Source organism: Variovorax sp. NFACC27 (genome assembly GCF_048301545.1).
In the GTDB taxonomy this organism is placed as follows: domain Bacteria; phylum Pseudomonadota; class Gammaproteobacteria; order Burkholderiales; family Burkholderiaceae_C; genus Variovorax; species Variovorax gossypii.
On sequence record NZ_CP157613.1, the window covers coordinates 285,496 to 298,216 of the forward strand.

A 12,721-nucleotide genomic window follows, 5' to 3' on the forward strand; every position below is an offset into this window, starting at 1 on the left:
CTGACGGGTTCGCACCCGCACGCATTACAGATTCAAGAGGAAGCTTATGGCAGACAACCGTGTCAGAAACAGTGGTCAGAAGTTCATTGCGCGCAACCGCGCGCCGCGCGTGCAGATCGAGTACGACGTGGAGATCTACGGCAGCGAGCGCAAGATCCAGCTGCCCTTCGTGATGGGCGTCATCGCCGATCTCGCGGGCAAGCAGGTCGATCCGATGCCCGACATCGCCGAGCGCGAGTTCATGGCGGTGGACATCGACAACTTCGACGACCGCATGAAGTCCATCAAGCCGCGCGTCGCCTTCCAGGTGCCCAACACGCTCACCGGCGAAGGCCAGATGAACGTCGACATCACCTTCGACAGCATGGACGACTTCTCGCCCGCGCGCATCGCCCGCCAGGTCGGCGCGCTGCAGCAGCTGCTCGAGGCGCGCACCGAGCTGGCGAACCTGCTTTCGTACATGGACGGCAAGAACGGCGCGGAACAGCTGATCGCCCAGGCCCTGCAGAACCCCGGGCTCCTGAAGTCGCTGGCATCGGCGCCCAACCCGGCCGTTGCCAAGGCGGTGGAAGCCGCGAACGAAAAGGCCGGCAATCCCGGCACCTCTTCCGAGTAAGCGCGAGCAGCAGCAAGGACCGCCACCATCATGAGCACCGCCCCCAAACAGACCACCGCGCGCGCGCCGGCTTCCGTCGAGACGCTGGAGCCGAACGAGTTCTCGAACCTGCTGCAGCGCGAGTTCAAGCCCAAGACCGACCAGGCCCGCGAGGCGGTGGAGAACGCCGTCAAGACGCTGGCTGTGCAGGCGCTTGAAAGCACCGTCACCGTCTCCAACGATGCCTACCGCACGGTGCAGGCCATCATCACCGAGATCGACCGCAAGCTCTCCGAGCAGATCAACCAGATCCTGCACCACGAGGACTTCCAGCAGCTCGAAGGCGCATGGCGCGGCCTGCACTATCTCGTGAACAACACCGAGACCGACGAGCAGCTCAAGATCCGCGTGATGTGCGCATCGAAGCGCGAGATCGCTCGCTCGCTCAAGCGCCACAAGGGCATCGGCTGGGACCAGAGCCCGCTGTTCAAGAAGATCTACGAAGCCGAGTACGGCCAGTTCGGCGGCGAGCCCTTCGGCGCGCTGATCGGCGACTTCCACTTCGACCACAGCCCGCCCGACGTCGAGATGCTCGGCGAGATGGCCAAGATCGCCGCGGCCGCGCACTGTCCCTTCATCGCGGGCGCGTCGCCCACGGTGATGCAGATGGACTCGTGGCAGGAGCTCTCCAACCCGCGCGACCTGACCAAGATCTTCCAGAACACCGAGCACACCGCATGGCGCTCGCTGCGCGACTCGGAAGACGCGCGCTACATCGGCCTGGCCATGCCGCGCTTCCTGGCGCGCCTGCCCTACGGCGCCCGCACCAACCCGGTCGACGAATTCGAGTTCGAGGAAGAAACCGACTCGGCGGCGCACAACCGCTACACCTGGGCCAACTCGGCCTATGCGATGGGCGTGAACATCAACCGCTCGTTCAAGCAGTACGGCTGGTGCACCTCCATCCGCGGCGTCGAATCGGGTGGCGCGGTCGAGAACCTGCCCACGCACACCTTCCCGACCGACGACGGCGGTGTCGACATGAAGTGCCCGACCGAGATCGCCATCAGCGACCGTCGCGAGGCCGAGCTCGCCAAGAACGGCTTCATGCCGCTGGTGCACCGCAAGAACTCCGACTTCGCGGCCTTCATCGGTGCGCAGTCGCTGCAGCTGCCGGCCGAGTACTACGACGCCGACGCCACGGCCAACGCGAACCTCGCGGCGCGCCTGCCGTATCTCTTCGCCTGCTGCCGCTTCGCGCACTACCTGAAGTGCATCGTGAGGGACAAGATCGGTTCGTTCCGCGAGCGCGAGGACATGGAGCGCTGGCTCAACGACTGGATCATGAATTACGTCGACGGCAGCCCCGGCACCTCGTCGCAGGACACGAAGGCAATGAAGCCGCTGGCGGCGGCGGAAGTCCAGGTGGAAGCCATCGAGGACAACCCCGGCTACTACGCCGCCAAGTTTTTTCTCCGGCCGCACTATCAGCTCGAAGGGCTGACGGTGTCGTTGCGGCTGGTTTCGAAGCTGCCATCCAACAAGAAGGACAGCAGCTAATCCAACGGCGTCCCGGAATCGGGCGCAAATAACTCTGGGGGTTTCAATCATGGCAGTAGACATGTTCATGCGCGTTGAAGGCGCGAACGGCGAATCGAAGGACTCGAACCACAAGGAGTGGACGGACATCAAGTCGTTTGCGTGGGGAGCAACGCAGCCTGGAAACATGGTCAGCGGCGGTGGCGGTGGCGTTGGCAAGGCCAGCTTCAACGACCTGCAGGTGCTCGCGCGCATCGACAAGGCGGCACCGTCGGTGCTGAAGAACTGCGCCAGCGGCAAGCACCTGAGCAAGGTGGAGGTGTCGGTGTGCAAGGCCGGTGGCTCGCAGATCGAATACACCCGCGTCACGCTCGAAGAGGTGCTGGTGACCTCGGTGCAGTACACGGCCGAACAGGGCTCGGACGCGGTGTTCGTTCAGTACGCATTCCAGGCCGCCAAGGTGAAGCAGCAGTACTGGGAACAGACCGACAAGGGCGGCAAGGGCGCCGAGACGGTTCTGGCCTGGAACATCAAGGAAAACAAGGAAGCCTGATCCTTTTTCCCGATGCGCGGCCGGCCCACGGGCCGGCCGTGATTTTTTTCCCGACGGCCTCCACGGCCGTCCTTCGCACACAGGCCTTCGCGCCGTGTGCCAGCCAGTCAGCGAGGAAGCTTCATGGGCGATGGGTTTGCAGTACTGGGCGAGCGCTCGGTGGCGGAGCACACCGAATGGGTACAGCGGCAGATTCGCGCCAATCCCCAGAATGCCAGCCTGCGTCTTGCGCTGTGCCATTTCTTTGCACTGCGCGGCGATTGGCAGCGGGCCGAGGACCAGCTCAAGCTGGCCACCAAGCTCGATCCCACTTTCACACCTGCCAGCGTCACGTGTTCAATGGCGCTCGCGGGCGAGCGCCATCGCAGCGACTTCTGGTCGGGCGGGCGCGCACCGGCCATCGTCAGCGGCAACGCTGAATGGGTCGAACAACTGATCGCCGCGGCGGCCCTGCCGGCCGACCGTGCCGATGAAGCCGCCGCCCTGCGCGAGACCGCGCGGCAGACCGCACCCGCATTGCACGGCGCCATCACCAGCGTCGACCGCTCCGACTCGCGCGCTGCGCAGGCGCTCGACGGCGAGCCGGTGGAGCGCAGCAGCTTCGAATGGCTGTGCGACGGCGACGTGCGCATCGGCGCGGTCTTCGAGCTGCTCACGCCCTCGGGCTATGCATGGCTGCCCCTGCCCGAGGTGCGCCGCATCAAGTTCTCGCGTCCGCAGCACCTGGTCGACCTGCTGTGGGCGCCCACCGAGTTCGAGCTGCACGACGGCCGCGCACTCAACGGCCTGGTGCCCGTGCGCTACCCCGGCCAGCTCGAAGGTCTCGACGACGAAACCACGCTGGGCCGCCGCACCGACTGGCTGCCGCTGTCCGGCGAAGACCAGTACGCGGGCCTGGGCCAGCGCACGCTGATCAGCGAGGCCGGCGACCATTCGCTGCTCGACCTGCGGCTCATCGAGTTCTCGCGCGAGGGCGCAGCTGGATGAGCGCCGTGCAGGCCCTTTCCAGACAAGCTCGTACCGCAGCGCGAAGCGCGGAGATTTCCGAATGAGCAGCATGATGGACACCGACGGCGACCAGCAGGAAAGCGTCGCGCGCGACCGCCTGCAGCCGGTGCTGCTCGACCGCCTCACCGACAAGGCGCCGCAGACCCGGCAGGAGCGCGCGGGCGCCTTCCTCATGAGCGGCAGGCTGCTGCGCGACTCGGTGCTGCGTGACCTGCAATGGCTGCTCAACACCACCAACTTCGGTACCGAGCACGACATCAACACCATGCCGCGCGCGCGCCGCTCGGTGCTGAACTTCGGCGTGCGCGGCTGGGCCGGCGGGCGCATGTCGGAGGTCGACTTCGCTGACGTCGAGGCGGCCATCCGCGCGGCCATCATCGACTTCGAGCCGCGCATCATGAAGGACAGCATCGACGTGCGCTGCGTGACCGACGCCACCGACCTCGAACACCACAACCTGCTCGCGCTGGAGATCCGCGGCACGCTGTGGTCGGTGCCGTACCCCATCGAGTTCATCCTGCGCTCCGAGCTCGACCTCGAGAGCGGCCACATGGTCCTTCGGGCGACAGGAGGACTTTGATGACGAGATTCTCTTGCCGTGGAACACCGAGGATCCGGCTTTGCCGGGCCTCAGGTGTTGCCCCCTGCAAGGGGGTTGGCGAAGCGACACGAAGTGCGCGAAGCCTGGGGGTGTGCCAATAATGGACGCGAGGCTGCTTGACTATTACAACCGCGAGCTCACGTACATGCACGAGCTCGGGGCCGAGTTCGCGCAGCGCTACCCGAAGATCGCGGGCCGCCTCGGCATGCGCGGCATCGAGGTCAGCGACCCGTACGTGGAGCGCCTGCTCGAAGGCTTCAGCTTCCTCACCGCGCGCATCCAGCTCAAGATGGATGCCGAGTTCCCGCGCTTCTCGCAGCGGCTGCTCGAAGTGGTGTACCCCAACTTCCTCGCTCCGCTGCCCGCCATGGCCGTGGTGCAGATCGACGGCAACCTCAACGAAGGTTCGCTGAAGGCCGGCTACGAGCTGCCGCGCCACACCATCCTGCGCGGGCGGATGATCAAGGGCGAGCAGACCGCCTGCGAATTCCGCACCGGCCATGCCGTCACGCTGTGGCCCATCCGCATCGCCGAAGCCGGCATCGGCCCGGTACCGGCAGAGATCGCGCACGCGATGCCGATGGTCGCGCGGCAGGCGAAGAGCGCCATCACCATCAAGCTCGAGGCGGTGGGCGGCGCGCGCTTCGCGGACATGCCGCTCGACCGGCTCGAATTCTTCCTCTCGGGAGCCGAACTGCACGCGCTGCGCGTGCTCGAGCTCGCCACGCACCACAGCATCGGCGTCGTGTGCCGCAGCGGGCCGGGAACCACGGCGCGCATCGTGCCGCTGGGCGACGAGGCCATCAGGCACGAAGGCTTCGAGCCCGACCAGGCGCTGCTGCCCTACGACGCACGCTCGTTCCAGGGCTACCGCCTGCTGCACGAGTACTTCGCGTTCCCCGACCGCTACCTGTTCTTCAGCGTGAACAAGCTGCGTGCGGCGGCTGCGGCCATGGGCGGCACCACGATGGAGATCGTGATCCTGCTCGACCGTGCCGACGCCGACCTCGAGCGGCTGGTCGACGCCAAGCATTTCTCGCTGTTCTGCACGCCAATCATCAACCTCGTGCCGCGCCGCAGCGACCGCATTCCGGTCGGACCGGGCCAGCACGAGCACCACGCGGTGATCGACCGCACGCGTCCGCGCGACTTCGAGATCTTCACCGTCGAGCGCGTCACGGGCCACATGGCCAACGGCTCGGAGGAGCGCGAGTTCCGACCCTTCCTCGGCTCCTTCGCGGCCGACGACGGCGACTTCGGCGCGTACTTCTCGCTGCGCCGCGAGCCGCGCCTGGTGTCGGACCGCGCGCGTGCCCAGGGCACGCGCACCAGCTACACCGGCAGCGAGGTCTATGTGTCGCTGGTCGACCAGCACGACGCGCCGTTCCCGCACACCCTGCGGCACATCACGCTCGATGCGCTGTGCACCAACCGCGACCTGCCGCTGCTGCTGCCGACCGGGCTCGAATCGGACTTCACGCTGCGGGTGTCCGCGCCCGTTCGCTCCATCCGCATCCTGCGCGGACCCTCGCGGCCTTATCCGGCTCTGGCCGAAGGCGCGCTCACGTGGCGTCTCATCAGCCATCTCGGACTCAACTACCTGAGCCTCACTGACGTCGACCCGACGCAGGGCGCCGCCGCTTTGCGCGAGATGCTCGACCTTTACGGCAACCTCGCCGATCCGTCGGTGCGGCGCCAGATTCAGGGCGTGCGCTCGATGGCACTGGCACCGGTGTTCCGCCGCCTGCCCGAGCCCGGCCCGATCGTGTTCGGCCGCGGCGTGGAGATCGCGCTGAAGATCGACGAGGTCGCGTTCTCGGGCGCGAGCCCGTATCTCTTCGGCGCGGTGCTGGAGCAGTTCTTCAGCCGGCACGTGTCGCTCAATGCCTTCACCGAGTTCGCGCTGTCCAGCCTTCAGCGCGGCGAGATCGCGCGGTGGACGCCGCGCGTGGGACGCCGCCCCGCCGTATGAGCGAAACCGGCTTCACCGACACAGTGCAGCGCCAGCAGCAGGCCGATGCCGCTGAAGGCGCAGTGCTGGACGCGGCCGAGGCGCTCGTTCACGAAACCGCGCAGCCGGCGGAACCAGTCGCGCAGGCGCCCGCGCGCGGCATCCCGCAGGCCGACCCCGTGCTCTGGGCCAAACTCGTCGAGCAGCCCTTCGAGCACGACCTGTTCATGCTGCTGCGCCGGCTCGACGCGCAGGCCAACCATCCGCTGCTGGGTCGCGCGCCGCGCCCGCTCGACGAGCCGCTGCGGCTGGGGCAGGAGCCCTCGATGGCCTTCGCGCCATCGAACGTGTCGGGCGTCGATGTGGACAGCGACGGCCCGCCGCGCATCTCGATCTACGGCTTCGGCCTGTTCGGCCCCAACGGCCCGCTGCCGCTGCACCTGACGGAGTACGCGCGCGAACGCAAGCGGCATCACGCCGACAACACCATCAGCGCGTTCGCCGACCTGTTCCATCACCGGCTGATCCTGCTGTTCTACCGGGCCTGGGCCGATGCGCAGTCGGTCAACAGCCTGGACCGCACCGACGGCCACCGCTTCGTCGACTACGTCGCCAGCCTCATGAACATGGGGCAGCCCGGCCTCAAGGAGCGCGACCGCATCGCCGACCATGCGCGCACCTTCATGGCGGGCCATCTCGTGCGCCAGACGCGCAACCCCGAGGGCCTGATCCAGATCCTCAGGCTCTACTTCGACGTGCCGGTGCATGTCGAGGAGTTCGTGAGCGACTGGGTGATGATCGACGAGCGCCAGGTCAGTCGCATCGGCCTGCTGGGGCGCAACCACCGGCTCGGCGGCGGCGCCACCATCGGCCTGGCCGTGCGCGACGCGCAGAGCAAGTTCCGCCTCGAACTCGGTCCGCTCTCGCAGGAGGAATACCGCGAGTTCCTGCCCGGCAGCAAGCGGCTGCAGCAGGTGGTCGACTGGGTGCGCCAGTACGTCGGCATCGAGTTCGCGTGGGAGCTGCGGCTCGTGCTCAAGAAAGAGGACGCGCACGGCATGCGGCTCAACAGCAACCAGCGGCTCGGCTGGGGCAGCTGGCTGGGCACGCGCATGTCCGAAACCGACGCCGGCGACATGCTGTTCCAGCCCGAAGCATTGTTTTCCCGTTCCGCATCGGCGGCTCCTACCGATGCATCCCTTACCCGGTCTTCCGCGAAATCGCGCGAGATGCCCACGATATGACTGCATCACGGTCTTTTCGGGAGACACCGTGGAACCGGCTTTGCCGGGCCACCGGTGCTGCCCCCTGCAAGGGGGTTGGCGTAGCGACACGAAGTGCGCGAAGACTGGGGGTTAGCTCCAACTTATGACCGACATTCGCCGCGTCTCTCTGTTCTCCAAGCTCAATCCGATGCTCTACAAGGCATTGGAGACCGCCACCGCCTTCGCCAAGCTGCGCGGCAATGCCTACGTCGAGCTGGTGCACTGGCTGCACCAGATCCTGCAGCTGCAGGACAGCGACATGCTGCGCATCATCAAGCGCGCGGGGCTCAACCTCGATGCCGTCGAGCAGGACCTGGTGCGCGCGCTCGACCGCCTGCCGCACGGCGCCACCTCGATCAGCGACATCTCCGAGCACGTCGACAACGCCGTCGAACGCGCGTGGGTCTATGCGAGCCTGCGCTTCGAGGCCACCTCGATCCGCGGTGCTTACCTGCTCGCGGGCATCATCAAGACGCCGGGGCTGCGGCAGGTGCTCTCGGGCATCTCGCGCGAGTTCGACAAGATCGTGCCCGACGTGCTGGTGGCGCAGCTGGCCTCGTGGACCGAAGGGTCGCCCGAGGACGACTTCGATGCCGCTGCGTCCGGTCCGGCCGGCGGCGCGCCCGCCGCGGCGCACCACCAGGGTGACGGTCCCGCTGCCGGCGGCTCCGCACTGGCCAAGTACGCGAGCGACCTCACCGCCAAGGCGCGTGCCGGCGAGCTCGACCCGGTCTACGGCCGTGACGACGAGATCCGCCAGATCATCGACATCCTCATGCGCCGCCGCCAGAACAATCCGCTGCTGACCGGCGAGGCCGGCGTCGGCAAGACGGCGGTGGTCGAAGGCCTGGCGTCGCGCCTTGCGTCAGGCGAGGTGCCGCCTTCGCTGAAGGACGTGTCGCTGTGGGTGCTCGACCCGACGCTGCTGCAGGCCGGTGCGGGCGTGAAGGGCGAGTTCGAACAGCGGCTGCGCCAGGTGATCGACGAAGTCGAGAAGAGCCCCAAGCCCATCGTGCTTTTCGTCGACGAAGTGCATACGCTGGTGGGCGCGGGCGGCCAGGCCGGTACCGGCGACGCGGCCAACCTGCTCAAGCCTGCGCTCGCGCGCGGGCGGCTGCGCACCATCGGCGCGACCACCTGGTCGGAGTACAAGAAGTACATCGAGAAAGATCCGGCGCTCACGCGGCGCTTCCAGACCATCCAGGTGCACGAGCCCACCGAGCCCAAGGCGGTGCTGATGCTGCGCGGCATCTCGGCCGAACTGGAGAAGCACCACGGCGTGCTCATTCTCGACGCCGCGCTCGAAGCGGCCGTAAGCCTGTCGCACCGCTACATTCCCGCGCGCCAGTTGCCCGACAAGGCAGTGAGCCTGCTCGACACGGCGTGCGCGCGCGTCGCGCTGAGCCAGCATGCACTGCCAGCCGCCATCGAAGACCTGCAGCGCCGTATCGAAGTGCTCGGCATCGAGTCGGGCATCGCGGGGCGCGAGGCCGCCATCGGCGTGGGCGAGCACCAGCGCGTGGAAGACATCGCGGCCCAGGTCGCACAGGCGAAGGCCGAACTCGAAGTGCTGGAGAAGCGGCGCGTGGAAGAAAGCACGCTGGTCGAGCGCATCGTCGCGCTGCGCAAGCAGCTCTCGCCGGCGGCCGTGCCGCAGACGCAGGCCGAGGCATCGGATACCGATGCTGTCGAAGCAGCGAACGTCGACGTGGACCCCGACACGCCACCCACCGAACCGGAACGCACGCCCGACGAGATCCGAGCCGAGCTCAACGAGGCACAGGACAAGCTCTCGCAGCTGCAGGGCGAATCGCCGCTCATCCTCGCTGCCGTCGACGCGCAGGCCGTTGCCACCGTGGTGGCCGACTGGACCGGCATCCCCATCGGCCGCATGGTGCGCGACGACGCGCAGTCGGTACTCAAGCTCGGCGAGATTCTTTCTGCCCGCGTGGTCGCGCAGCCCGATGCGCTGGAGACCATCTCGCGCCGCATCCGCACCGCGCGCGCACGGCTGGACAACCCCAACAAGCCCGTCGGCGTGTTCCTGCTGTGCGGCCCCTCGGGCGTGGGCAAGACCGAGACGGCGCTGGCGCTTTCCGAGGCGTTGTACGGCGGCGAGCAGAACCTCGTCACCATCAACATGAGCGAGTTCCAGGAGTCGCACACCGTCTCCACGCTGAAGGGCGCGCCGCCCGGCTACGTGGGTTATGGCGAAGGCGGCGTGCTCACCGAGGCCGTGCGCCGCAGGCCCTACAGCGTGGTGCTGCTCGACGAGATCGAGAAGGCGCACACCGACGTGCACGAGATCTTCTTCCAGGTCTTCGACAAGGGCTGGATGGAAGACGGCGAAGGCCGCCACATCGACTTCCGCAACACCGTGATCATCATGACCTCCAACGTCGGCACCGACCTGGTCATGCAGCTGTGCGAAGACCCGACCCTGCGCCCCGACCCCGAGCCGCTGGCCGCCGCACTGCGCGAGCCGCTGCTCAAGGTGTTCGCGCCCGCGCTGCTCGGCCGCCTCGTTGTAGTGCCTTATTACCCGTTGCACGCCGAGGCATTGCACCGCATCATCCGCCTCCAGCTCGATCGCATCGCGACGCGCCTGCAGGCGAACCACGGCATCGCACTGGCCTACGACGACAGCGCCGTCGAACTCGTCGCACGCCGCTGCACCGCCATCGAATCGGGCGGCCGGATGATCGACGCGATCCTCACGCACACGATCCTTCCGCGACTGAGCGAGGAAGTCATCGGCGCCACCGTCAGTGCGCGCAAGCTGAGCGGCGTGCAGCTGAGCGCTGCGGGAGACGACTTCCGCTACGAGTTTTCCGAAGCGTAAAAGTACAAGGAGAAGATTGCCATGGCCACCAGAGTCGTACGCGCACATACCCCCTTGGGTGAAGACCAGTTGCAGTTCCGTTCGATGAGCGGCAGTGAAGGTCTCTCACAGCTGTTCGAGTTCGAGATCGACCTGTTGAGCCCCAGTGCGTCGATCGACATGAAGGCCATGCTTGGCAAGCCGATGTCGCTGGAGATCCAGACCGCCACAGCGCAGCGCTTTCTCAACGGGCAGGTCGTGCGGTTCTCGATGATCGGCCGGGAAGGCGGCACATCGCGACACACGATCTACCGGGCCACCGTGCGTCCCTGGCTCTGGTACCTCACGCGCTCGAGCGACAACAAGATCTTCCAGAACAAGACCGCGGTCGAGATCCTCGAGGAGGTGCTGGGCGACTACGGCTTTGCTTTCGAGAAGAAGCTCACAGGCTCGTATCGGCAGTGGGAAAACTGTGTGCAGTACAACGAGACCGACTTCGCCTTCGTCAGCCGGCTCATGGAGCTGGAAGGTATCTACTACTACTTCAAGCACGAGCAGAATCAACACACGCTGGTGCTGGCCGACGATGCAGGTGGCCACGAGCCGATGCCCGGCTACGAGACCATCAACTACTTCGCGGCTGACCGTGACGTGACCGAAGACATGGAGGTCATCGACGACTGGCAGGTGACCTCGGAGGTTCGTTCCGGCAGCTACACGGTGGACGACTTCAACTTCACCACGCCTGGTGGCGATCTGGTCAACGTGCGTTCGCAGCCGCAGCCGTACGACCATGCCAGCTACGACATGTACGAATGGCTCGGCGAGTTCACCAACGCGGGCGAAGGTGAGCACTATGCGCGAGTGCGGCTCGAGGAAGTGCAGTCGCTGGCCGATCGCAGCGTGGGTCATGCGACGGTTCGGGGCATGGCCCCGGGCTACACATTCAGCATGCGAAACTCCCCGCGGTCGGACGACAACCGTGAATATCTGGTCGTCTCCGTGAACTACAGGCTGCGCGAGGGCGGGTATGCCACCGGCGCCACGCCCAGCGATTACGCCTTCAACTTCGTCGTGCAGCCTACGTCGCTGCCGTTCAGGGCGCCGCGCGTCACAAACGTGCCACGCACCACAGGCCCGCAGACTGCCGTGGTGGTGGGCCCCGAAGGCGAAGAGATCTGGACCGACCAGTACGGCCGCGTAAAAGTGCAGTTCCGCTGGGACCGCAGCGGCCGGCGCAACGAGAACTGCTCGTGCTTCGTGCGCGTGTCGCACGTGATCGCGGGTGATGGCTTCGGCGCGGTCTTCACGCCGCGCATCGGTCAGGAAGTGGTGGTCGATTTCGTCGGTGGCCGGCCCGATCGACCGATCATCGTGGGCCGCGTCTACAACCCGCGCGAGATGCCTCCTTTCAGCCTGCCGGGCGAGCAGACCAAGAGCGGCTTCGTCACGCGCTCGACACCCGGTGGATCGCCGGAGACTGCGAACTCGCTCGTCTTCGAGGACAAGATGGGGGCCGAGTTCGTGGCGCTGCATGCAGAGCGCAATCTGAATGTCTCGGTGGAGAAGGACGAGACGCATGACACCGGTGGTACGCGAACAACCGTCATCACGGGCCACGAGTCGGCCACCTACAAGGACGGCGAGGAGCGTCACATCACCAGTGGCGCGCTGGAAGATATCAAGGGCGGAGAGACGCGCACTGTGCAAGGCGGTGCGAAGGAAACCATCAGCGAAGGCGAGACGCGCGACATCACCGGTGGTGCGAAGGAAACTATTGCTGGCGGCGAAACGCGCACCGTGACCGGCGGGATGAACGAAACCATCAGCGATGGCCTTACCCAGACCATCACCGGTGGCATCAAGGAGACCATTGGTGGTGGCATCAACTCGACCATCACCGGCGGCGTGGTGCAAACCATCTCGGGCGGAGTGAACCTCACCGTCAACGACGGCATGAACTTCACTGTCAACGGTGGCTTTCACAGCAACGTCGTGGGAGACCACACCACCGTCGTGGACGGCGGCAAGACCACCACCACGACAGGGCCGGACACCACCAATACGCCAGCGAAGACCACCAACACGCCCGAGCACACCGTGAATGCCAAGAACGAGGGCTGGTGGCGCTGGACGGACAACCATGGAACCTTCGAGCACACAGGCGCGTGGGCGCTGGCAGCGGATCTGTATGGCCTCAAGGCGCAGGCCTCACTGTTGAATGCGCAGTTCAACGGGACCTTCATGAACATCTCCCGGATCAACATGATCACTGCCAAAGTCAAGCTCGAGAATTCGAGCATCACTGCCAAGAGCGAGACGGTCAAATCCGTGCGCGGCGGGTTGTGCTTTGCCGCCAAGAAGTTGTTCATCCGGATTTGACGGGTG

Annotated in this window: 9 protein-coding genes; all 9 read left to right on the forward strand. The window is 66.3% G+C overall.

The features are described 5' to 3' along the window. Nucleotides 1-46 precede the first annotated feature (46 nt). The 9 genes from tssB to ABL840_RS01430 all read left to right on the forward strand — a co-directional run bounded on the left by tssB (nucleotide 47) and on the right by ABL840_RS01430 (nucleotide 12,715). Nucleotides 47-616, forward strand: a complete 570-nt coding sequence (tssB, locus tag ABL840_RS01390) for a type VI secretion system contractile sheath small subunit (protein ID WP_093206771.1) — start codon at nucleotides 47-49, stop codon at nucleotides 614-616. A gap of 30 nt (nucleotides 617-646) precedes the next feature. Beyond that, nucleotides 647-2,155: a type VI secretion system contractile sheath large subunit gene (gene tssC / locus ABL840_RS01395; RefSeq protein ID WP_093206772.1), complete on the forward strand. Its 1,509-nt coding sequence runs from the start codon at nucleotides 647-649 to the stop codon at nucleotides 2,153-2,155. A 49-nt stretch (nucleotides 2,156-2,204) separates the two neighbouring features. Continuing rightward, nucleotides 2,205-2,687: an Hcp family type VI secretion system effector gene (locus ABL840_RS01400; protein WP_019658414.1), complete on the forward strand. Its 483-nt coding sequence runs from the start codon at nucleotides 2,205-2,207 to the stop codon at nucleotides 2,685-2,687. Between the two features lie 123 nt (nucleotides 2,688-2,810). After that, nucleotides 2,811-3,674, forward strand: coding sequence for a type VI secretion system accessory protein TagJ (locus tag ABL840_RS01405; protein ID WP_093307493.1), 864 nt, complete (start codon nucleotides 2,811-2,813; stop codon nucleotides 3,672-3,674). 73 nt (nucleotides 3,675-3,747) lie between these two features. Further along, nucleotides 3,748-4,275: a type VI secretion system baseplate subunit TssE gene (tssE, locus tag ABL840_RS01410; RefSeq protein ID WP_093307514.1), complete on the forward strand. Its 528-nt coding sequence runs from the start codon at nucleotides 3,748-3,750 to the stop codon at nucleotides 4,273-4,275. 121 nt (nucleotides 4,276-4,396) lie between these two features. Beyond that, nucleotides 4,397-6,268 (forward strand): type VI secretion system baseplate subunit TssF, encoded by a 1,872-nt coding sequence (tssF, locus tag ABL840_RS01415; protein WP_093206774.1) that lies wholly within the window; start codon nucleotides 4,397-4,399, stop codon nucleotides 6,266-6,268. Continuing rightward, entirely contained in the window at nucleotides 6,265-7,491 is a 1,227-nt protein-coding gene (gene tssG, locus ABL840_RS01420; RefSeq protein ID WP_093307494.1) for a type VI secretion system baseplate subunit TssG, read from the forward strand. Before tssF ends, tssG begins: the two co-directional genes overlap by 4 nt. Before the next feature lie 124 nt (nucleotides 7,492-7,615). Next, nucleotides 7,616-10,354 carry a type VI secretion system ATPase TssH gene (gene tssH, locus ABL840_RS01425; RefSeq protein WP_093307495.1) on the forward strand — a complete coding sequence of 913 codons (2,739 nt, stop codon included), beginning with the start codon at nucleotides 7,616-7,618 and terminating at the stop codon, nucleotides 10,352-10,354. Nucleotides 10,355-10,375: 21 nt separating this feature from the next. Next, on the forward strand, nucleotides 10,376-12,715 hold the full coding sequence (locus ABL840_RS01430; protein ID WP_093307496.1) for a type VI secretion system Vgr family protein: 2,340 nt from the start codon (nucleotides 10,376-10,378) through the stop codon (nucleotides 12,713-12,715). The last annotated feature ends 6 nt before the right edge of the window (nucleotides 12,716-12,721 follow it).

What these genes read in the sequence shown, in the direction of transcription:
- tssB (WP_093206771.1), top strand. Translation starts at nt 47, where the DNA reads ATGGCAGACAACCGTGTCAGAAACAGTGGTCAGAAGTTCATTGCGCGC.
- tssC (WP_093206772.1), top strand. Translation starts at nt 647, where the DNA reads ATGAGCACCGCCCCCAAACAGACCACCGCGCGCGCGCCGGCTTCCGTC.
- ABL840_RS01400 (WP_019658414.1), top strand. Translation starts at nt 2,205, where the DNA reads ATGGCAGTAGACATGTTCATGCGCGTTGAAGGCGCGAACGGCGAATCG.
- ABL840_RS01405 (WP_093307493.1), top strand. Translation starts at nt 2,811, where the DNA reads ATGGGCGATGGGTTTGCAGTACTGGGCGAGCGCTCGGTGGCGGAGCAC.
- tssE (WP_093307514.1), top strand. Translation starts at nt 3,748, where the DNA reads ATGGACACCGACGGCGACCAGCAGGAAAGCGTCGCGCGCGACCGCCTG.
- tssF (WP_093206774.1), top strand. Translation starts at nt 4,397, where the DNA reads ATGGACGCGAGGCTGCTTGACTATTACAACCGCGAGCTCACGTACATG.
- tssG (WP_093307494.1), top strand. Translation starts at nt 6,265, where the DNA reads ATGAGCGAAACCGGCTTCACCGACACAGTGCAGCGCCAGCAGCAGGCC.
- tssH (WP_093307495.1), top strand. Translation starts at nt 7,616, where the DNA reads ATGACCGACATTCGCCGCGTCTCTCTGTTCTCCAAGCTCAATCCGATG.
- ABL840_RS01430 (WP_093307496.1), top strand. Translation starts at nt 10,376, where the DNA reads ATGGCCACCAGAGTCGTACGCGCACATACCCCCTTGGGTGAAGACCAG.